At 62.9% G+C, this 20,703-nt stretch carries 20 protein-coding genes and 1 pseudogene; 9 read left to right on the top strand and 12 right to left on the bottom strand.

Annotation, left to right across the window (positions count from 1 at the left end):
* Window positions 1-168 precede the first annotated feature (168 nt).
* On the top strand, window positions 169-372 hold the full coding sequence (locus G5V57_RS02370) for a cold-shock protein (RefSeq protein WP_137858178.1): 204 nt from the start codon (window positions 169-171) through the stop codon (window positions 370-372).
* 610 nt (window positions 373-982) lie between these two features.
* Window positions 983-1,219 (top strand): hypothetical protein, encoded by a 237-nt coding sequence (locus tag G5V57_RS02365; RefSeq protein WP_165166022.1) that lies wholly within the window; start codon window positions 983-985, stop codon window positions 1,217-1,219.
* Between the two features lie 23 nt (window positions 1,220-1,242).
* Here G5V57_RS02365 and G5V57_RS02360 read toward each other — a convergent pair whose 3' ends face one another.
* The 5 genes from G5V57_RS02360 to cysQ form a co-directional block, all read right to left on the bottom strand.
* Entirely contained in the window at window positions 1,243-3,393 is a 2,151-nt protein-coding gene (locus tag G5V57_RS02360) for a PAS domain S-box protein (protein WP_165166021.1), read from the bottom strand.
* Between the two features lie 303 nt (window positions 3,394-3,696).
* A complete protein-coding gene (locus G5V57_RS02355) occupies window positions 3,697-5,466 on the bottom strand; it encodes a diguanylate cyclase domain-containing protein (RefSeq protein ID WP_165166020.1) in 1,770 nt (589 codons plus the stop codon).
* Window positions 5,467-5,551: 85 nt separating this feature from the next.
* On the bottom strand, window positions 5,552-6,361 hold the full coding sequence (locus G5V57_RS02350; protein WP_165166019.1) for a hypothetical protein: 810 nt from the start codon (window positions 6,359-6,361) through the stop codon (window positions 5,552-5,554).
* 109 nt (window positions 6,362-6,470) lie between these two features.
* Complete coding sequence (locus G5V57_RS02345) at window positions 6,471-7,061, bottom strand: DUF1134 domain-containing protein (RefSeq protein WP_165166018.1); 591 nt, start codon at window positions 7,059-7,061, stop codon at window positions 6,471-6,473.
* A gap of 221 nt (window positions 7,062-7,282) precedes the next feature.
* Window positions 7,283-8,083, bottom strand: coding sequence for a 3'(2'),5'-bisphosphate nucleotidase CysQ (gene cysQ / locus G5V57_RS02340; protein WP_246737493.1), 801 nt, complete (start codon window positions 8,081-8,083; stop codon window positions 7,283-7,285).
* Window positions 8,084-8,189: 106 nt separating this feature from the next.
* Between cysQ and chpT the strand changes: the two genes are divergently transcribed.
* Window positions 8,190-8,852, top strand: coding sequence for a histidine phosphotransferase ChpT (chpT, locus tag G5V57_RS02335; protein WP_165166017.1), 663 nt, complete (start codon window positions 8,190-8,192; stop codon window positions 8,850-8,852).
* Window positions 8,853-8,984: 132 nt separating this feature from the next.
* Here chpT and ctrA read toward each other — a convergent pair whose 3' ends face one another.
* Window positions 8,985-9,692, bottom strand: a complete 708-nt coding sequence (gene ctrA / locus G5V57_RS02330; protein WP_165166016.1) for a response regulator transcription factor CtrA — start codon at window positions 9,690-9,692, stop codon at window positions 8,985-8,987.
* Between the two features lie 315 nt (window positions 9,693-10,007).
* Here ctrA and G5V57_RS02325 point away from each other — a divergent pair, with 315 nt between their 5' ends.
* Complete coding sequence (locus G5V57_RS02325; RefSeq protein WP_165166015.1) at window positions 10,008-10,403, top strand: flagellar export protein FliJ; 396 nt, start codon at window positions 10,008-10,010, stop codon at window positions 10,401-10,403.
* 103 nt (window positions 10,404-10,506) lie between these two features.
* On the top strand, window positions 10,507-10,884 hold the full coding sequence (locus tag G5V57_RS02320) for a GNAT family N-acetyltransferase (RefSeq protein ID WP_165166014.1): 378 nt from the start codon (window positions 10,507-10,509) through the stop codon (window positions 10,882-10,884).
* Between the two features lie 221 nt (window positions 10,885-11,105).
* On the opposite strand, the gene G5V57_RS02315 is transcribed toward G5V57_RS02320, so the two are convergent.
* The 5 genes and pseudogenes from G5V57_RS02315 to rsgA all read right to left on the bottom strand — a co-directional run bounded on the left by G5V57_RS02315 (window position 11,106) and on the right by rsgA (window position 17,006).
* On the bottom strand, window positions 11,106-11,834 hold the full coding sequence (locus tag G5V57_RS02315; RefSeq protein WP_206530182.1) for a hypothetical protein: 729 nt from the start codon (window positions 11,832-11,834) through the stop codon (window positions 11,106-11,108).
* Window positions 11,831-12,766 carry an aminotransferase class IV gene (locus G5V57_RS02310; protein ID WP_206530181.1) on the bottom strand — a complete coding sequence of 312 codons (936 nt, stop codon included), beginning with the start codon at window positions 12,764-12,766 and terminating at the stop codon, window positions 11,831-11,833. The genes G5V57_RS02315 and G5V57_RS02310 overlap by 4 nt, the downstream gene beginning before the upstream one ends.
* Window positions 12,763-14,676, bottom strand: a complete 1,914-nt coding sequence (locus tag G5V57_RS02305; RefSeq protein WP_165166013.1) for a monovalent cation:proton antiporter-2 (CPA2) family protein — start codon at window positions 14,674-14,676, stop codon at window positions 12,763-12,765. The genes G5V57_RS02310 and G5V57_RS02305 overlap by 4 nt, the downstream gene beginning before the upstream one ends.
* Window positions 14,666-15,319 carry an NAD(P)H-dependent oxidoreductase gene (locus tag G5V57_RS02300; RefSeq protein WP_206530180.1) on the bottom strand — a complete coding sequence of 218 codons (654 nt, stop codon included), beginning with the start codon at window positions 15,317-15,319 and terminating at the stop codon, window positions 14,666-14,668. Before G5V57_RS02300 ends, G5V57_RS02305 begins: the two co-directional genes overlap by 11 nt.
* A 631-nt stretch (window positions 15,320-15,950) precedes the next feature.
* Window positions 15,951-17,006: pseudogene (gene rsgA / locus G5V57_RS35070) on the bottom strand (ribosome small subunit-dependent GTPase A).
* A gap of 257 nt (window positions 17,007-17,263) precedes the next feature.
* Here rsgA and G5V57_RS02290 point away from each other — a divergent pair.
* Window positions 17,264-17,719, top strand: a complete 456-nt coding sequence (locus G5V57_RS02290; protein ID WP_165166012.1) for a nuclear transport factor 2 family protein — start codon at window positions 17,264-17,266, stop codon at window positions 17,717-17,719.
* A 40-nt stretch (window positions 17,720-17,759) separates the two neighbouring features.
* Here the strand turns inward: G5V57_RS02290 and G5V57_RS02285 are convergent, their stop codons facing one another.
* Window positions 17,760-18,035 (bottom strand): DUF1153 domain-containing protein, encoded by a 276-nt coding sequence (locus G5V57_RS02285; protein WP_137858205.1) that lies wholly within the window; start codon window positions 18,033-18,035, stop codon window positions 17,760-17,762.
* Between the two features lie 181 nt (window positions 18,036-18,216).
* Between G5V57_RS02285 and mnmA the strand changes: the two genes are divergently transcribed.
* Genes mnmA through G5V57_RS02270 form a run of 3 tightly spaced genes read left to right on the top strand, consistent with a single transcriptional unit; the run spans window position 18,217 to window position 20,668 of the window.
* On the top strand, window positions 18,217-19,422 hold the full coding sequence (gene mnmA, locus G5V57_RS02280) for a tRNA 2-thiouridine(34) synthase MnmA (RefSeq protein ID WP_165166011.1): 1,206 nt from the start codon (window positions 18,217-18,219) through the stop codon (window positions 19,420-19,422).
* A 26-nt stretch (window positions 19,423-19,448) separates the two neighbouring features.
* Window positions 19,449-20,096, top strand: coding sequence for a class I SAM-dependent methyltransferase (locus tag G5V57_RS02275; RefSeq protein ID WP_165166010.1), 648 nt, complete (start codon window positions 19,449-19,451; stop codon window positions 20,094-20,096).
* Complete coding sequence (locus G5V57_RS02270) at window positions 20,096-20,668, top strand: class I SAM-dependent methyltransferase (RefSeq protein WP_165166009.1); 573 nt, start codon at window positions 20,096-20,098, stop codon at window positions 20,666-20,668. The genes G5V57_RS02275 and G5V57_RS02270 overlap by 1 nt, the downstream gene beginning before the upstream one ends.
* Window positions 20,669-20,703 lie beyond the last annotated feature (35 nt).

Here is a 20,703-nt window from a genome sequence, read left to right as displayed (position 1 = left end):
TGGGGCGAGACACATTGACAAATCAGGCCCAAAACCTCATCTAGACCGGGTTCGATCTATGGCCTTGCTTGGCGTTTGCCCTTTCGGGCTCTTCTCAAGACATTGCGGGTTCGAATACGGGGACATGAGACGGTCCACCGGTTTGGTCACAACTCGAAAGGTACTCCTATGCCGACAGGCAAAGTTAAGTGGTTCAACCCCCAGAAGGGCTTCGGCTTCATCCAGCCGGATGATGGCTCCAAGGATGTGTTCGTTCATATCAGCGCCGTCGAGCGCGCTGGTCTGTCGACGCTCAATGAGGCGCAGAAGATCAGCTACGAGCTCGTCACCGAGCGCGGCAAGACGAGCGCCGGCCATCTGAAGATGGTCTAAGCTTCCTTCGGAAGTTGTTTTGGTCAAGGGCCGGGACGAAAGTCCCGGCCCTTGTCTTTGGCAGCCCCCCTCTGCGGGAGCCGCATCCGCGCCGGCGCGGGAATGAGAGACAGCATCGCTGTCTTTTCTTGATTTCTTAGTGATGTTTTTAAACTGAAACGGCAGAGATAAGGCAGGGAACTCCCGTAATCAGATCGAGTTTGTTGCTTTTCCCCGTGGGTGAGAAGTTATCCACAGGGGGCATTCAATCTGTGGACGGAGAGAATCGGCATATCGACTTATGCCGCGATCGGCGTGACACTCTTCCTCACACGACGCCGATATTGTGATCCAGATCGCAGCCGGGTCCATCCAAGATATAGGCGCCGTCTCATGGCCGGACTTGCTGGCAACAGTTCGAGGCCGGGCAGCGACATGAGGCCGATGATGCCATAAACGGCGGCTAATCCGTTTGATGGTCGGATAGATGGATCGCAAGGTCCGGATATCTGGCGACCGGCAGCCAGGGTTGCAAAATCAAGGCCCGTCAGGTCGCTTCAAAGTGGAGCCCGTGGCAGGGATCATCCTCGTGATGGTCTGAAACCAATGGGCCAACTTTGAACAGGGAGGCGTGGGCACTTCGGTGTACCGCGCCTTCTTGTTATTGGCGCTGCACGTGCCAATATTGAGTGTACAGGCGGTTTTCATCATGGCGCATGTACGAGATTCCCGGAAAAATATCGAAGAGAAGCTAGACGAGGCTCTGCGCGAGACCTTTCCCGCGAGCGACCCTGTATCCGTCGGCCGCAATGACCGTCCCGGCCAGCCGGCAACGCCGCCTGCGGAGAAGCCCGGCACGGGTGATTGAAGCAACCCGTCAGCCGAAGGGCCTCAGTGAAGCAGCCAGCCGGGCGGGTGCGCGTCCTTGTCGGGGAGCGGTTCGGCCCTCCGCTGATCCAGGTCACCGTAGACGCAGACGCGGTTGCGGCCGCGCGCCTTGGCGGCATAACAGGCTTTGTCGGCTTGGTGCAGGATCTCGCTGAGTTCAGGCGAGGCGTCGCTTATCATGGTCGCGCCGATGCTGGCGCCGATGCGGAAGAGGTCGAGTTCCCAGCGGAATTCCATGCGCGATATCGCGGCGATGATCCGCTCGGCTGTGGCCTGCGCCTCGGCCACGTCGCAGTCACGGATGAGGAGGGCGAACTCGTCGCCGCCGAGGCGCGCCGGCACATCCTTCTTGCTGCAGTTGAGCGCGATGATCTTGGCGGTCTCCTTGAGGAGCGCGTCGCCCGCGGCATGGCCGGCACGGTCATTGACCTGCTTGAAAAAATCGAGGTCGATGAAACAGAGCGCATGGGTACGGTGCTCCTGGCGCGACTGCGCGATCGCGTCATTCAGCCGCGCCAGGAAAGCCGAGCGGTTCGGCAGACCGGTCAGCGCGTCGTGGAAGGCCGAATGGGCGATTTTCTTCTGGCGGGCATGGGCTTCGGTCACATCGCGGAACACCAGCACCGCGCCGATCGAGCCCTTGGTCGGGCTGCGCACCGGGGCAGCCGACATCTGAATGTCGCTGACGCCGCCGGCGCGGTTGACCAGGAACACGCCGCCGTCACGCTGATGGCAGTCATTTGTCTTCAGGCATTGGGCGACCGGATCGGCGGCTCGGTCACCCGTCGCCTCGTCGACGATGTTGAAGACGGCGGCGAGCGGCACGCCCGCGACCTCGGCCGATGACCAGCCGGTGAGCTTCTCGGCAACGGGATTCATGAAGGTGATCATGGTCTCGGCATCGGTGCAGATCACCGCATCGGCGATCGAGGCGAGCGTGATGCCGAGGCGCTCCTTCTCCTCGAATGCCCTTTCTGTCATCCGCTTCTTGTCGGTGATGTCCCAATTGGCGCCGACGGCGCGGGTGGCCCGGCCAGTGTCGTCCCGGAAGATGCGGGCGATACTGTGAATATAGCGCGTCTCGCCATCCGGACGGATGATGCGGAACTCGTCCTCATAGTGGTTCTGGCTCCTCTGCGCCGTCTCCCAGTTGCTCAGAACATGGGCACGGTCGTCGGGATGCAGGATGGAAATCCAGGAATCGAGGGTGCGGACGATGCTGCTATCGGTGCCATAGATTTCGTGCAGGCGGCTGTCCCAATGCGGAATCCCGCCCACGAGATCATAGTCCCAGACGCCGATATGACCGGCGCTGATGGCGAGGTCGAGCCGTTCATGCAAGCGCGAGATCTGCTTCTCGTAACTCTTGATCGAAGTGATGTCGGTATGGGTGCCAATGATGCGACGCGCCTTGCGGTCGGGCGTCCAGGCGACGGTGCGGCCGCGGCTGAGGATCCAGACCCAGCCGCCGTCCTTGTGCCGCATCCGGAACTCGCATTCGATCTCGTTGATCTCGCCTTCCGTGTTGCGGAGCATGACGTCGATCATCCGGTCGCGGTCGTCGGGATGGAGGAGATTTTCCCACGACTGCCGCATGTTGGGAATCTCCGCCTCGCCATAGCCGAGCATGGATTTCCAGGTCGGCGAAAAATAGATCGTGTCGGTGGCGACGTCGTAGTCCCAGACACCCTGATGGGCGCATTCCAGCGCGAAAGCCCAGCGCTGCTCGCTGAGGGCGAGCTTTCGCTCCGCCTCCTTCTGCGCCGTGATGTCGACCAGCTGTGAGACGATGAGCGGCTGCCTGCCCTCGCCGCGCAGGACGGACGTGGCGCCCTGGACATGGACGATGTGGCCGTCCTTGTGGATGTAGCGGCGCTCGAAGCTGTAACCGTCGCTTCGGCCTTCCCCGATCTCTTTGAAATTCCGCTCGATTTCGTTGACCTCGGCGGGCGGTATGAAATCGTCCAGCCGCAGCAAGCGCAATTCGTCGATGCTGCGGCCGAGCAACCGGGCATAGGCTGCGTTGGCATAAGTGATGTGGCCGTCGAGCGAGAGAATGACGATGCCAATCAGAGTGTTGTCGAAGAGGCTTCGGAGAAGCTGGTCGTCGTTGCCGGCAACGGAAGGCGGAGCGAATGGGGAGGTGGGAACCATAAGACCACTATGTTCGGTCTGCCTTAATAATGGTGGTTAATACGAATTTCAATTTTAAATAATAAGGCCCGCAGCGGAGGGATTCGCTGCGGGCCATCGACAGGGGATGCCCAGGGGGAATGGGCAGGGGACCTGGCCTCGGGTAGGCCATTGCACTGTAAACGCCGCGGTCCCCGAAAGGTTTCATGCCGCAATCGAAAAAGTTCGGGCCGACGGGCAGTCAGCGTTTTTTCCTAATCGTACCGGCGGGTTGGAACTCATCCTGGTCTAGTGTCCCGAATCCGAAGTGCGCCACAGCCAGCGCTAGCCGCCAAAGGCGATATTTCTTCCATCCTCCCAGGTCGACTCCAGATCGTCGTCACGGTCATCGACGCCGTAGACATGGACGCAACGGCGCCCGAGACTCTTAGCCGAATAGCAGGCAAGATCGGCGCGATGCAGGACGACCGCGCTGTCGGATGTGTCGTTGGTGATCTCGGTGATGCCGATGCTGGCGCCGACGCGGAAAACCATGGACTCCCAGCGGAATTCCATTGCGCTGATTGATTCAACCAGGCGTGTTGCGGTGTCGCGCGCCTCCGCCGCGTCGGCGTTGCGCAAAATGAGCCCGAACTCGTCGCCGCCAAGGCGGGCGGGGACGTCCTTCTTGCTGCAGCTCAAGGCGATGATCTTGGAGATTTCCTTGAGCAGCGCATCGCCCGCGGCATGGCCGCCGCCGTCATTCACGGTCTTGAAGCGGTCGAGGTCGATGTAGCACAAGGAATGAGGCCCGGAGCCGTTGCCGGTCTCTTCTATCGCCTGCGCCAGCTTCGACTGGAATGTGGCGCGGTTGGGCAAGCCGGTCAGCCCGTCATGCTGGGCGTTGTGGGTGATCTTTCGCTGCGCGGCGCGATGCACCGTCACGTCCTGGAAGATCACGACGCAACCGATCATCTCGCCGTCGGCGCGGCGCACCGCCGAGGCCGACAGCTGGATGTCATAGACGCCGCCCATCTGGTTCAGCATGAAGATGCCGCTGGCGCGGTATTGCGCGGCCGCATGGGCAAAACACTGGCCGACCGGATTGGGAGCGGGATCGCCGGTCGCCTCGTCGATGATGCGTAGAACATCGACCAACGGCTCGCCAATCGCATCGGCGACGGAAACGCCGGTCAGCAGGACACTGGCGCTGTTCATGAAGGTGACATTGGCAAGCGCATCGGTGCAGATCACCGCCTCGCCGATCGAGTCGAGCGTGATCTTCAGACGCTCCTTCTCCTCGATGATCTCGGCATTGAGCTGCTTGTAGCTCGAGACGTCCGAGTTAGTGCCGACGGCGCGCAGCAGCGCACCCTGGTCGTCGCGGACGAACTGCGCCAGCGCCTTGATGTGGCGGACCTCCCCACACGGCCGGACGATCCGGTATTCGGCGCTGAAATGACAGGAGTTTTCCGTTGCGCGGCGCCAATCGGCGTTCACTCTCGCGACATCGGCGGCATGGATCATGGCCATCCAGTCGGCAAGACGGCCGCTGAACGTGCCAACGGCGAGCCCATAGAGCTCGTGCATCCGCGCGTCCCAGTGGTAGTCGTTGTCGGCGAAGTCGACAGCCCATACACCGGCGCCGCTCGCCTCCACGGCAAGCTTCAGGCGCTCGTGCAAAGCGGAGTTTCGCGCCTCCGCCTGTTTCTGCGCGGTGATGTCGCTGAGCTGGATGATGGCGATGTCCGGCTCGCCCGCAACGCTGGCGCGGTGAACCGACACGGCGCCCAATGCATGCAGGATGCTGCCGTCCTTTCGGATATAACGCCGCTCGAGCTGATAACCCTGCGTTTCGCCGGCAAGAATTCGTTCAAAGCTCTTCCGCGTGGCGGGATAATCGTCGGGGTGAACCAGTGCGTCTAGGCCGCTCGCCATCAACTCGGCCTCGCTGAACCCGATCATCGCCGTGAAGGCGCGGTTGGCCCGGAGCACATGGCCGTCGAAGGTCATGAGGATAAAGCCGATCGCGGCGCTCTCCATGATATTGGTCAGGAGGGCGGCGGGGTCGAATGCCGACAAAAGATCCTTCTGGTGTTGGACGACGGCTGGCATAACCTATCGTCACATAGCCGCGTTAAAGCCGGCTGGCGGAACTCATTCAATTTGTCGCTTTATCCGCGACAGACCGAAAACACGGTCAGCGCGTGATGTTCTTTTGCAGCGCCTTGATGCGCTGTGCGAGGGAAACCACGTTTCCGGGGAAGCGCGACGGCGTCTGATGGGGGGCGGCCGGCTTTTCGGTGCGCTTGCCGGTCTTGCCTGAGCCATTCACCGGGCGTGCCGCCGGCTGGGCTTCCGGCTCGCCGGCGGTCTCGCTTTCGCTGAAGCCCAGCCCGGTGAGTTTCTCCGGCCAGGCCTGGTCCATGGCACGGATCTCGGCGGCAAGCTTGTCGCTCTGCTCGCCGGCCTCGGTGAGCCTTTCCTCGATCGGCTGGCTCTTCGTCTGCAGCTTCCAGATCTTGCTCTTCAGCCCGGCAATATGATCGGTGCGCTCGTTGAGCTCGTTGTCCTTCGCCTGCAGCTTGGCGGCGAGCATCTGGGCGGTTTCGGCACGCTGGGCGAGATCCGCCTCGAGGTCGGCGATATGCTGTTGCAGGCTGGTGATCTCGGCGAGATGGCTGGAACCGACCTTCTCGCGCAAGCTCAGATCGGCGGCGAGTATCTCGATGCGGTTGCGGTGACGCGAGACTTCGGCGGTCTGCTCGGCAAGCTTCGATTTCAATTCGCCCAAGCGCACTTCGAGCTTGCGCGCCAGCATGGCGTTCTCGGCGCGCATGCTGTCGCGCTCGGTCTGCAATTCGGAGACGGTGCCCGGCACCTTGCGCGCCATGCGGCGGGCGCCGACCCGGACGCCCGAGCGCCAGGCGGCGCGGCCCATGAAAAGGGCAATCAGGCTCGCCACCGCGAAACCCAGGCCGAACCACAAGAGCGTCTCAAGCTGAGACATGAAATCCTCTACACAGCACCGTCATCGGTCCCGCAATCATACAGGACCGTCACGCCCTACCATAGCGTGGCGAAAGCGGCGGTGCGACGGCTAATTCGCGCCGACGGGATCAGAACGGGTTCCATGTGGGCTTACTCGTATATTTGAGATAGCCGACATTGGCGCCGAGCCTCGCCCCGACACCGGTGCGAATGGGCGCCAGAATAATATCCTTGTTCTTCTGGAAATTCACACCGAGGCCGCCGACCAGATAGGCCGATCCTTCCACGCCACCGAAGCGCTCGTCATAGATGTCGCGCGGACCCGAGGAATTATAGACCAGCACCAGCGTGCGCGATCCGTTGCCGCCGAAATCGAAGCCGACCGAGGGACCCTGCCAATAGACCTTCTGGCGCGTGCCGTTCTTGTAATAGATCACACCCTCGCCATAGCGCAGGCCGCCGACAAAGGCGCCTGCGCCCTCCTCGCCGACGATATAGGCGCTGGGTTCACCTTGGCTCGAGAACACATATTCGACCGCTTCGGCGACGCCGCGCGTGGTCTTTCCGAAGAATTTCTGTCCGGCATCGACGATCTCGCCGGATGAATAGGTCTGCTTAGGCTTCGTCGCCGCTTCAGCACCGATGAGGCCCGTGACACCGACGACGAGGCCCATCCCCAGAAGCGTCAATACCTGGCGGCGGTCGATAATCCTGCTCATGTCACAACTCCTTCAGCACATCCAAAACAGGCATATCCGCGAGCGCGCCATGCTGTCCGAACTGCTTGAATCCCACCTGCTATGAAACCTTACTCTAAGACCCGCTTATGGCGGCTTTGAGTCGAGGATTTCAGCCAAATAAAGTGGCGTTCTTTTGGTTAACAGGCCGCTAAAGCGCGATGGCTTTCGAGTGCGCTACATCTTTTAGTTGCGCGGTGACCTCAGCCGCCCTTGGCGATGAAGGCGGGATTGTCATAGCCGCGTTCGGCCTTGCCGTAGAGGAGGGGCTCGCCCGTCTCGATCTCGACATGGCCGCCGGCGGCGGCAAGGACGGCGTGTCCCGCCGCGGTGTCCCATTCCATGGTGCGGCCGAAGCGCGGATAGAGATCCGCCTCGCCCGCCGCCAGGAGGCAGAATTTGAGCGAGGAGCCGGCCGAGACGATCTTCTTGACTTTCAGGCCCTTGAGATAGGCCTCGGTGCGCTCGTCGCGATGCGAGCGGCTGGCAACGACGACGGGGCCGTCCACTGCGGCCCGGCGTGTCTTGAGCGCCCGCCAGTCGCAGGCCGCGAGGTCCTGGTCGGCCTCCAGTCTTGCCTCGAAGGCGCCCTGGCCGGCCTCGCCACAGAAGATGCGGCCGATGGCCGGGGCGTAGACGATGCCGGCGATGGGCCGGCCGCTGTCGATCAGCGCGATGTTGACGGTGAATTCGCCATTGCGGCTCAGGAACTCCTTGGTGCCGTCGAGCGGGTCGACGAGATAGAAGCGCTGCCCGGTCTTGGGTATGAAGCCCGCCGCCGCGGCCTCCTCGGAAATGACCGGTGTTCCGCCATCCTGAGCCTTGAGCCCGGCGAGAATGATCGTCTCCGCCGCCTCGTCGGCCTCGGTCACCGGCGTCAAATCGGCCTTTTCGCGGGCGACGACGGGTTTGGCGTAGATGACCATGATTTCCCGGCCGGCCGCCATCGCGAGGTCGGCGAGCGCCAGGAGGCGGGGCGAGGGGCAGGTTGCGGTCGTCATCATGAGGCCGCTATGCCCTGAAGCGCACATCTCGGTCAATGCGGAATTGTTCGGTGTGATCTGGTAAAACGGGAGCACGAATCACCTTTCTCCAGGATAGTCCCCGCCGATGCAGCCCAGCCACCTGAGCGATCTCGACCTTGCCGCCCTTCTGTGCAGCCGCGTCTGCCATGACGTCATCTCGCCGGTGGGAGCCATCACCAACGGGCTTGAGCTGCTCGAGGTCGAGGATGACGAGGTTATGCGCGCGATGGCGATGGATCTGGTGCGCAAATCGGCGAAGCAGGCCTCGGCCAAGCTGAAATTCTGCCGTATCGCTTTCGGGGCCGCCGGCTCGGCCGGCGCCATCATCGACATGGGCGAAGCGGGTGACGTGGCCAAGGCCTTTGTCGGCGAAGAAAAGATCAAGCTCGACTGGCAGGTGCCGCGTGAGAACCGGCCCAAGCAGCAAGTCAAGCTCCTGCTCAACATGATGATGATCGCCATGGGCTGCATCCCGCGCGGCGGCGTGGTCAAGGCGGAGGCGGTTGAAGGCGGCTTCGCGGTCAGGGCCACGGGCGAGGGCGCCAAGATCTTCGAGAAGACCGATCAGGTCCTGAAGGGTGCGGTAGAGCTCGAGGAGATCGATGCACGCCTGATCCAGCCTTATTATACCAAGCGCCTCGCCGAAGCGGCGGGCCTGCCGCTCAGCTTCGCCCTCGACGGCGCCGATGTGGTGGTCCGCGCCATCGCCGCGGCCGAAGATGCCGCTCCCCTGGCACAAGCGGGGTAGTCGGCGCGAGAGAACGAGGCAGAGCGCCGGGGCATCCGAAGACCGCTCCGCAATTCTCGGACTCTCCAATGAAAAATCCCGGCGCCTCGCGGCACCGGGATCTGTCTTACCCCTTCTGCACGTCTAAACGGATCAGGCGCTTTCGCGGATCTCGTCATCCTGAGGCGCGCCTTCACGCAGCACATAGCCGCGTCCCCACACCGTCTCGATGAAATTCTTGCCGCCCGCCGCAGTCGCGAGCTTCTTGCGCAACTTGCAAATGAAGACGTCGATGATCTTGAGCTCGGGCTCGTCCATGCCGCCATAGAGATGATTGAGGAACATCTCCTTGGTGAGGGTGGTGCCCTTGCGCAGCGAGAGCAGTTCCAGCATCTGATATTCCTTGCCGGTCAGATGCACGCGCTGGCCGCCGACTTCGACGGTCTTGGTGTCGAGATTGACGAGCAGGTCGCCGGTGGTGATGACCGACTGGGCATGGCCCTTGGAGCGGCGCACCACGGCGTGGATGCGGGCGACGAGTTCGTCCTTGTGGAAAGGCTTCGTCATATAGTCGTCGGCGCCGAAGCCGAGACCGCGCACCTTGTCCTCGATGCCGGCGAGGCCGGAGAGAATCAGGATCGGCGTGTTGACCTTGCTGACGCGAAGCGTCTTCAGCACCTCGTAGCCCGACATATCCGGCAGATTCAGGTCGAGAAGAATAATGTCATAATCATAGAGCTTGCCGAGATCGACACCCTCTTCGCCGAGATCCGTCGTGTAGACGTTGAAACCCTCCGACTTGAGCATCAGCTCGATGCTCTGCGCCGTCGCTGTATCGTCCTCGATCAGCAGAACTCTCATGCGTATCCCCTTCATCCGCCCCGGACTGCGACGCCTCCGGCTGCGAGCCCCAAGAACCCCGCCGCGAAACGGTCAGTTAACGTTGATCGTTAACATACGCCCGGAAAGGTTAACAAAACCTAATAAACCTGACTCAAGATCACTGGACCCCCGCCGCCTGATGCCCGGCTTTACCCGGTCTTAAGGTTACGAGCCCAAGATGTGCTCCGGAGGGTCGAATCTCCAAATTAGGTGATTCGTATTCCGATGCCTAGGGAGGGCCGGGACGTTATCTCGCGCCGTCGGGCACCCGTGTGTTGTGTTTAAGAGGGTTATATGCGTTCGTCCCGTGAGACGCTTCTCAGGCTGCACCGTTTCCGCACAGAAGAAAAACGCCGGCAGGTCGCCGACATCGAGGCGATGATCGCGGATCTGATGCGCAAATACGACGATCTCGACGCGCAGATGAAGATCGAGGAACAGCGCACCGGCGTCAACGACCCGGCTCATTTCAATTATTCCATGGCGGCCAAATCGACGCGCGGACGGCGCGACAACATCCTCAAGACCGTCGGCGACCTGAAGGACCAGCAGGCGAACGCGCAGGGCCTGCTTCAGGAAGAGGAATCGGAGCTGCGCAAGCTCGAGCTCCTGGCCGAGAAGGAACTGGACCACCGTCCCACCACGCGTGGCGCACCGACCGGTTTCGCGGCGCGCCAGGCGATGAGCTGAGGCCGCCATCGTCCGCTTCGCCACCCTTGCCGACATAGCGCCGCTCGCCGGACTTCTGCGTTTGATGGATGAGCATTACCGGCCAAGCGAGGCTTTGCCTGCAATGGCGGCATATGCGGCCATTGCCGAGGCGACGATCAGGACGCAGGAAGGCACGCGTTTCGTTCTCTGCTTCGCGGATGACGAGCCCGCCGGGCTCGCCTGTTTCGCGGTGCTGCGGCCCGGACGCGATCTCAAAGGGCTGATCTTCATCAAAGACCTGTTCGTACGCGCCGAATTGCGCAGCCGGGGATTGGGTCGGGCGATGATGCGTTTCATCGCCGAATTCGCGCTTGGTCACGGAATCGGTCGCATCGATCTCGCCGCCGGTACCGACAATCCGGGCGCGCGGAAGCTCTATGAGGAGCTGGGTGGCCTGGTGCGCCCGGCTGTCTATTTCAATTTTCCCGAGGACACGCTCAGGAAGCTGGCAGGGCGCTAAGTCAACTCAATCTCCCTCCGCCGCGCGAAGCGCGGGGAGGGTGGCCGCCCATGGGGCGGACGGGTGCGGTCCCTCCGCCAACTAATGTTCATCAATGGGCGTGAACAGCTGGCAAGTTCCTTGGCTGATAGATCTCCCTTGCGGAGAGACCCCACCCGTCGCGCGTTCCGCGCGCCACCCTCCCGCCTTCGGCGGCGGAGGGAGAGTTGGTGGGCAAGTCGCTAAAGCTTGTACTGCCATAACCGCTGGTAATAAGGCCGTGCCGCTTCGGCGATCTCACCCAAAGGCGGGCTCAATTCAGTGGCGCGCATCTCAGGCTTGCCGAAGCCGGTCGAGGCCCAGACCGCGTTGTACCAATGCGGCGCCCATACCCCGTCGAAGCTTTTGGGTCCTGGGGGCCAGCTCAGCATGTGATCGTCGAAAGCGATGCCGCACGCCTCGCAGAGTTTGCCGAGCGTGCGGCGCGGATCGGCCAGCACATCATCGGCATCGATGACGGCGGGGGCGCGGCCCAGATGATCCGCAACGAGGTCGAAGATCTCCGCCTGTTCGACGAAGCCGATGTCACGCAAGGAGACGTCCGCCCATTTGCGCGTGTAGCTCGCCAGCACGCGCTCGGGCCTGCGGATCAGAAAGGCATTGGTGAGTTCGAGCAGCCAGCTGCGGTCGAAGCCCTTCAGCATGTGATGCGTCATATGCTTCTGATAAAAGACTTTCTTGCCGGCGGGCGGCGGGGCGAGGCAGGCGGTGACGAGCTTGTCCCAGTCGCTTTCATGATGGGCGATGATCTCGTCGCGCATCGGATGGTCATTGCCGTGGACTTTCAGCGAGAAGGCGTAGAAGGGCTCGTCCCAGGCGACGCAGTCGGGCCGGTTGCCGAAGGAATACATCATGGCGGTCGAGATGTTGCGCGGCCCCGACCACATGGCGATGCTGACGGGCCTGGTCACAGCGTGCGCTTCGCTTCGCGCCGCGCCAGTGCCTGATAGAGCCCGGTCAGCTTCGCCGTCATCGGGCCGATGCCTGGCCAGTCTCCCTTGGGCTCGAGCGGATGCGCCACCGGGCGTCCATCGATCTCGCGCACCGGCACGAGGCCGGCGAAGGTGCCGGTGACGAAAGCCTCATCCGCGCCATAGACGTCATAGAGCGAGAACTGCTTCTCGAAGACCGGAATGCCGTTCTCCCTGCACACGCGGATGACGGCTGCGCGGGTGATGCCCGGAATGCAATACTGCCCGTTCGACGTCCAGACCTCCCCGCGTCTGACGATGAAGAAATGAGTCGAGTTGCAGGTGGCGACGAATCCTAGGGGATCGAGCATCAGTGCTTCGTCGGCGCCGGCATTCATCGCCTGTACGCAAGCCGTGATGCAATTGAGCTTGGAGTGCGAATTCAGCTTCTGGTCCTGCACGTCGGGAGCGCCACGGCGCACATTGACGGTGTGGAGCTTGAGGCCTTTGGCCACGACCTCCGGTTTGGGTACCTTCCATTCCGGAATGATGACGATGGTGGCCGGCGATATCGTGGCGCGCGGATCCTGATAGGGCGTGGCCTTGATCCCGCGTGTGACCATGAGGCGGATATGAACGCCGTCGGTCATCTTGTTGGCGTCGAGACAGGCGAAGAGGCGCGCCACCAGCTCGTCGGGCGTCACGCCGATATCCATGAAGATCGCCTTGGCGCCTTCGTAGAGTCTCTCGATGTGCTCGCGCAGGAAGGCGATGCCGCCGTCATGCAGGCGCAGCCCCTCCCATACGCCGTCGCCGAGCACGAAGCCCGAATCGAAGACCGAAACCACGGCCTTGTCGCGCGCAAGAAGCTCGCCATTGACCGATATCAGTATGTCGCTGTTGCGCGGGTCTATCTTGAATTCTTGCGTCACGATGCGGCTTTCTCCTCATTCTCGCTCATGCTGCGCGGATCGCGCGCGGCGTCGGGCTGGGTGTCCCAGGAACGGTCGGGCATGAGTTCCGGTTGCGGGCTTTGGTCGCCCGACAGGACCCGCTCGATCTCGGCTTGCGCGGCGCGCGAAATATCGATGATCGTGTCGAGATCGCCGGCATGCCGGGCGGTGCGGCGGACCAGTTCCTCGTCGTGCTTGCGGAAGACGCGCAGGGCGCGGCTGGCTTCGTAAGGGTGCGCCCCGAGCGCCACCATGGCATCGCCGGCCAAAACGAGGGAGGATTCGTAGACCTCGCGGTAGACATGCTGGACACCGGCATTGATCAGCTCGTAGGCGTGGGTGCGGTCGAAGGCGCGCGCGAAGATCTCGAGATGGGGGAAGTGGCGCTTCGCCGTCTCGACGATTTGAACCGTCTTGTCGCGGTCGTCGATGGCGACGATGAGTATTTTGGCGTCCTTGGCGCCGGCGGCTTCGAGCAGGTCCTCGCGCGAGGCGTCGCCATAGAAGACCTTGAAGCCGAAGCGGCGCAAGGCGTCGATCTGCTCGGCATCGTGATCGAGCACCGTGGCGCGCGAACCATTGGCGGCGAGCACGCGGCCGATCGTCATGCCGAAACGCCCATGCCCCAGGATGATCGCCGACGAGCCTGAGGGATCGATGCGATCGGCCTCGCGCGCGACGACATGGCGCGCGAAGCGCGGCTGCACGATCCTGGCGTCGAACATCATCAGCAAGGGAGCGACCGCCATGGAGAGCGCCACGACGGCGATCAGCATGCTGGACTGGGTCACCGCCAGGAGTCCGAGGCCAGCCGCGAAGGAGATCAGCACGAAGGCGAATTCACCGCCTTGCGCCAGCGAGAACGAGAACAGCGAGGCGCGCGGCCGCTTCATGCGGGCAAGACGGGCGATGGCATAGAGCACAAGGAACTTGAGGGCGACGAAAGCGATGACGCCGCCAAAGATGGTGACGGGTTCCGATGCGATCAGCTTGAAGTCGATGCCGGCGCCGACGGCGATGAAGAACACCGCCAGCAATATGCCCTTGAAGGGCTCGAGGTCCATTTCGAGCTCATGGCGGTATTCGCTTTCGGCGAGCAGCACGCCGGCAAGGAAGGTGCCGAGCGCCGGCGACAGCCCCACGGTTTCCATGAGCAGCGTGATACCGACGACGAGGGCCAAAGCGAGTGCGACGAATATCTCGCGCAGACCGGTCTTGGCGATGAGGCTGAAGAGGGGGCGCATCAGGTGGCGCCCGGCGAGCACGATGAGGCCCACCGCCGCGAAGACGATGAGCGTCTGCTGCCAGGCGGGCAGGCCCGCGACGAAGGCGTCTTCGCCATGCGCCGATGCCGCGCCGCCGCTCGCCGCGAGCAGCGGCAGGAGCGCCAGGATCGGGATGACCGCGATGTCCTGGAACAGGAGCACGGAGAAGACCGCCTGGCCACCGGAGGTCTTGAGCTGGCCGCGCTCGGCGAGGCTCTGCAGCACGATCGCCGTCGAGGACATCGCCAGAATGAGGCCGATGGTCAGCGAGGTTTTCCAGGCGATGCCATAGAGGATCAAGGCGACGGCGATGCTGGCCGCGGTACCCACCACCTGCAGGCCGCCGAGGCCGAGGATCGGCCGGCGCAATGTCCACAGTTTCGAGGGCTGCAGCTCGAGGCCGACCAGGAACAGCATCACGATGACGCCGAATTCGGCGAAATGCATGACATCCTGACCCTCGCTGCCGACGAGGCCCAGGACCGACGGACCGATCAGCATGCCGGCCATGAGGTAGCCGAGCACTGAGCCAAGGCCCAGCCGCGTGGCGATCGGCACCGAGATGACGGCCGCGCTCAGATAGATGAAGGCACCGAGGAGGAAGCTGTCCAGGCTAAGTTGCATGGCGCTTCTTCTGGGACCGATGCCCCTCGAAGGCAAGCGGCAAGGTATAGCCCTTGGCAAGGCGCGTCAGCGGGTCGATATGGCCGTCGCGCAGGCCCTCGATGAGACCCTGATAATCGCTTATCCGCAAGGCGAGATCCTCGCTCGTCATCCAGTGGCCGGCGAAAACGGCGAATGGCTCGAGATAACCCATGCCGCAAAGGTGAGCCGACTGGTTGAACGGACTCAGCAGGTCGGCGATCTCGAAGCGGTTGCGGCCACCATGGTGATAGGCAGCCGCATCGCCGCCGGTCGAGATCGCATTCATCAGGAATTTGCGGTGCAGCCGGTTGCCGCCCGGGCCATAGGCCCAGCCGATCTCGAGAACGCGGTCGAGCCATTCCTTGATGATCGCCGGCGAGGAGTACCAGTAGAAGGGATGCTGCAGGACGATGACGTCGTGCGCCAGCAGGCGCTCCTGCTCGCGCTCCACATCGATCTCGAAATCGGGGTAGGCGGCATAGAGATCGTGCACGGTGATGCCGGAGAGCTCGCGCACCGCGTCATAGAGCATGCGCTGGACGAGCGAGCGGGAGGGACGCGGATGGGCGAAGAGGATGAGGACCTTCATACGGCCCGAGGATAGGGCCAAGGCCAGGGTCAAGCCAAGATCCAACCCTTTGCCGTCACCCGAGAACCCCAAGCCGTCACCCCGCTGAACGTCGGGGTCCATTGAATTCGTGCAACGCGAGCTTCACTGCTCGGGCGGAGGGGCTTTTGTGGATCCCGGCTTTCGCCGCTATCGGATTCACACATCTGATGACCGGCCTGCCGCATTACCCTCTCCGTTAAGGCGCGTCGCTGTCCAGGGAAATTGAGTCGTCCCGTGCAGGGCCTGACCTGGTTTCCCCTTCTCCCGCCTGCGGGAGAAGGTGGCCGAAGGCCGGATGAGGGTGTTCTCTCAGCTTCTTTGGAGCCGCAAGCATGCGAAAGTGTCGAAGCTTCGTCATCTCATTTTCTTGAGGAGCTCTCGTGAGCTGAACCAACACCCTCATCCGCCCTATCGGGCACCTTCTCCCGCAAGCGGGAGAAGGCGAATGATGGTGAGTTCCGAGTCTCATCATGGAGAACGCTTCTTCAATCCCAATCTTCATGTGGTTCTCTTCGACATCTCCCAAATTTTCCCCGGACATCCCTGCGCCAAAGCGGGGCGAGGGGAAGGGCGCATCCCTCACGAGATGTGTGCACGTGATAGCGTCGCAAGCCGGGATGACGGTGTGGGGCGAACAGAGCTCTCAAAACTCCCGCTGCTCGCGCTTCGCCTTGATGACGTCTTTCGAAATCCTTCCGAAAGCCCGGCTGCGGGCGCGTCGCTCGGCGAGGCTTTCATTGTTATGGGCTTCCTCGGCGGCGAGCTTGCGCCAGCGCCAGAGGCGGTCAGGATCGATCGCCCTTCGGCGAGAGCGGCGGTGACGGCGCAGCCCGGCTCGCTCTCATGCCGGCAGTCGCTGAAGCGACAGGATCGCGCCAGCGCCGTGACATCGGCAAAGACGCTATCGAGGCCCGAGGCGGCGTCGGTCAGCTGCAATTCGCGCATGCCCGGCGTGTCCATGAGCCAGCCGCCCATCGCCAGCCGATGCAGAGCGCGGCCGGTCGTGGTGTGGCGGCCCTTGTCGTCATCACTGCGGATGGCTTGCGTCTCGATGCGGCCTTCGCCGGTCAACGTGTTGATCAGTGTCGACTTGCCGACGCCGGACGAGCCGATGAAGGCGACCGTCTGGCCTCTCTTGCACCAGGGCAATAGACAGGCGGTGCTTTCGGCATCGCGCCCATCGACCGTCTCGACGAGCAGGCCGGGCAGGAGCTTCGCCGCCTCATGCACGTAGTCTTCGGGGGGCCTCGCTGAGGTCGGCCTTGGTGAGGACGACGACCGGCATGACCTGCGCCTCTGCGGCGAGCACGAGATAGCGCTCGAGGCGGCCCTTGTTGAAGTCCTGGTTGCAGGAGGACACGATGAACAGCGCGTCGACATTGGCGGCGATGAGCTGCAGCTTGCGCGCCGTGCCGGCGGCGCGACGCTTGAACAGGCTGCGGCGGTCAAGCAGGCGATGGGCGCGCTGCCGCTCGGGCTCGAGAAGCAGCCAGTCGCCGACGGTGGCCTGCGCTTCCTCGTCGCTTTCATCGGCGATGAATGGCGCGATGGTCGTATCGAGTTGGGCGCCCGTCACTTCGAGGCGGTCGCGGTGGACCGACATCACACGGACGGGACTCAGGGACGTATCGGATTCAAGTTGCGCGGCGAAAAAGCCGCTCCAGCCGAGATCGGCGAGATCGAGATTCTGGGATTTCATTTCTGCACCAGCTTCGGCGCCTCAGGAGAGGCGCGGATATAGGATCGGCTCCCGCCAAAGCGGGCTCCGGTTTGGGGCTGGGGCGCATGGAAGAAGCGACATCGGCCGTGCCGATGCGCGGTGGTCAGATCGCTTTCCGAATGGCTCCAGCCAGACGAGACATGAGGACAATCATCACGGGCCTCCTTTCGAAAAAATGCCGGCTTCTGTTTCGCCGGTCTCCACATTTCCGGATCAAGCAGTAAGATGTGGCGGAAATGAGCACTCCCCGCAAGCCCCGCGACGTCTTCCTGGCTCTGGTCAACGGCATTTGCGACGGCCGTTTCGACGATGTCGTCGAGCTCTATGCGGAGAAGGCCGACATCTCGCATCCCTTCGACCCGTTGCACGGCAAAAGGCTGACGAGCCGGGCCGAGCTTGCCGAGCATTTCTCCCGGCGTCCGGCCCGTAGCGCGCTGACCGCGCGGCCAAGCAACATCAACGTGATCGAGACGACCGATCCGGAAGTCATCGTCGCGGAATTCGCCTATGCCGTCACCAATCTGGAAACCGGCAAGACGTTTTCCTATCCGTGCATATTCGTCATGCGGGTGCGCGACGGCGAGATCGTCGAATCGCGCGATTATGTCGACCATCTGGGCTCGGCCGAGGCCAGAGGCGGCCTCGCCGGTCTCTTGCTCGAAATCGGCAAGCGTCGGTCACGCAACGAATAAAGCCTGCTGATGCAGGCTCATTCATTCCCGGAAGGATGCGTTACTGGCGGTACTGCTGGATGCGCGTGGTGCGCAGGCCGGCGAGCCCATGCTTGTCGATCGAGCGCTGCCAGCTCAAATATTCCTCGACGGTCAGCGTATAGCGATCGCAGGCTTCCTCTAGGCTCAATAGCCCGCCCCGGACAGCCGCCACGACCTCCGCCTTTCGGCGGATGACCCAGCGCTGGTTTCCGGGGGGCGGTAGATCCGCAATTGTCAGCGGACTGCCATCGGGCCCAATGACGTAATTAACGCGGGGACGCAACTGACCGTTCATCACCTTACTCGACTGGGGTACTCAAAACTCACTACAGAGGCCGAGCCTAGGGGAGTTCACTTAAAATTGGGCTAAGCAGTTCCGAACAATTTGCAAATCTGAGGCGTGGAATGCTCCAAATCAGGACAGCCATGTCAGTTTGGCGTTTACAAGCCGGGTACGAGCCGCCATCTATCCGCCCATGACCCCAACCGACACCCTGAGCGAGCATGTGCGCCAGACCATCGGCCTTGCGGGCGATCCCGGCTCGATCCGGATCGTGTGCGCCATGTCGGGCGGCGTCGATTCTTCCGTTGCGGCAGCTTTGCTGAAGCGGGCGGGCTATGATGTCGTAGGCATCACGCTCCAGCTCTATGACCATGGCGAAGCGGTCAAGCGGAAGGGCGCCTGCTGCGCCGGCCAGGATATCCATGATGCGCGCCGGGTGGCGAACCAGCTCGGCATTCCGCATTATGTGCTCGATTTCGAAAGCCGTTTCCGCGAGGCGGTGATCGACGATTTTGTCGACAGCTATGTCGCGGGCTTCACCCCGGTGCCCTGCATCCGCTGCAACCAGACGGTCAAGTTTGCCGACCTCCTTGGAAGGGCCCAGGAGCTCGATGCGGCGGCCCTGGTCACTGGCCATTATATAGAGAGCCGGCCGCGCGCCGACGGCTCGGGCCGGCGCGATCTCTTTACCCCCGCCGATATCGCCCGCGACCAGAGCTATTTCCTGTTCGCAACGACCCAGGCGCAGATCGACTATCTGCGCTTTCCGCTGGGCGCGTTGCCTAAGGCTGAGACGCGGCGCATCGCCGCCGAGATCGGCCTCGCGGTGGCGGACAAGCCTGACAGCCAGGATATCTGCTTCGTGCCGGAGGGCCGCTATGGCGACCTCATCGCCAAGCTCAGGCCCGATGCGGCCGAGCCCGGCGACATCGTGCATCAGGATGGCCGGATGATCGGGCGCCACAAGGGCACGGTGAATTATACCGTCGGCCAAAGGCGCGGCCTCGGCGTCGCCGAGGGGGAGCCGCTTTATGTCGTGCGGATAGAGCCGGAGACGCGGCGCGTTGTTGTCGGCCCGCGCGAGGCGCTGTTGCGGCACGAAATCGCGCTCGGCCAGGTGAACTGGCTGGGCGATCAGCCAATTGATTCGCAGGGACACGCGATTTTTGCTAAGATTCGTTCGACGCGGCCGCCGGTCGAGGCGGAAATCCGCCGGAGCGAGGAGGGGGTGCTTGTCGCCATTGCCGCAGGCGAATACGGGGTCTCGCCAGGACAAGCTTGCGTTTTTTATGAGAAGCCGGGCCCCGGGGCGAGGGTTCTGGGCGGTGGTTTTATATCCCGTAGTTTTCCAACGGCGGGAAATCGGCGCTTGCCAGAAGCCTTGTCCATTGTCACATAATCGGGAAACGGGAGCAGGAGAGAGAAATGCAGGGCAATGCCCGCGCGCTCGCTGAAATCGACAATCACGACGTGATGCGTGCCTATCGGCGCTGGGCGCCGGTATATGACGCTACGTTCGGCAAGGTTGTCGAAGCCGGCATCAAGCAGGCCACCTCGCTCATCAACCGCTATCACGGCAAGGTCCTGGAAGTCGGCGTCGGCACCGGCCTGTCGCTCAGCCATTACAAGCATTCGCTCAAGGTCACCGGCATCGATCTCTCCCCCGACATGCTGGCCCGGGCGCGCGAGCGCGTTGAGCGCAAGCGCCTGCGCCATGTCGAGGGGCTGCTCGAGATGGATGCGACGGCGCTGGAATTCCCCGACAAGAGTTTCGACGTGACTGCCGCCATGTTCGTGATGACGGTGGTGCCCGATCCGGTGCAGGTGATGAACGAGCTTATCCGCGTCACCAAGCCCGGCGGCCACATTCTCATCGTCAATCATTTCAGCATCGACAAGGGCCTGCGCGCGGTGGTCGAAAAGCGCCTCGCGCGATTCTCCGACATTCTCGGCTGGCGGCCGGATTTTCCGGTCGAGACGCTGATGGTCAGCGGCCAGCTCAAGCTCGAGGAACGCCGGCCCTTGAAGCCGTTCGGCTTCTTCACTTTGTTAAGGTTCCAGCGACTCACCTGATGAAGAGATCCGACCTGTTGTTCTGGCGGCGCTACCTGCGCCGCCCGCTCGGTGTTGGCGCGGTGGTGCCCAGCGGCCCCAGCCTGGCCAAGGCGATGGTGACCACATTGGCCCCCGGGCCTGAGGATATCGTGGTCGAGATCGGGCCCGGCACCGGGCCCTTCACGCGCGCTTTGCTGGCAGCCGGCGTCTCGCCGTCTCGCCTCATCCTGGTCGAGTTCGACAAGGAATTCGTGCGCCATCTGCGCCAGAATTTTCCGGGCGTCACGGTGCTGCACGGCGATGCCCAGGAGCTGCCGCGGCTCCTCAAGGAACACGGGCATGAGAAGGTGCCCTGTATCCTGTCGGGATTGCCGCTCCGGAGCATGCCGGAAGCGATCCGCACCGGCATCACGCGCGCCATGGCGGCCTCGCTGGCAGATGGCGGCAAGCTCGTGCAGTTCAGCTATTTCCGGGAGCCGCCGCTGGCCGAGGCCGAGGTCCGGGCGGCCGGCCTCACGGCGCGTCGCGCCAGGACGATCATGGCCAATGTCCCGCCGGCTTTCGTCTGGCGCTACGGGCGGGAAAGCTGACGGCGCCAGCCCGGATCAGGGCCTTCCCGCTTCAT

The sequence above is a fragment of the Nordella sp. HKS 07 genome, from assembly GCF_011046735.1.
In the GTDB taxonomy this organism is placed as follows: Bacteria; Pseudomonadota; Alphaproteobacteria; order Rhizobiales; family Aestuariivirgaceae; genus Taklimakanibacter.
The sequence above is the reverse complement of the archived record's forward strand: the minus strand, read 5'-3'. Positions and strand labels throughout refer to the sequence as shown.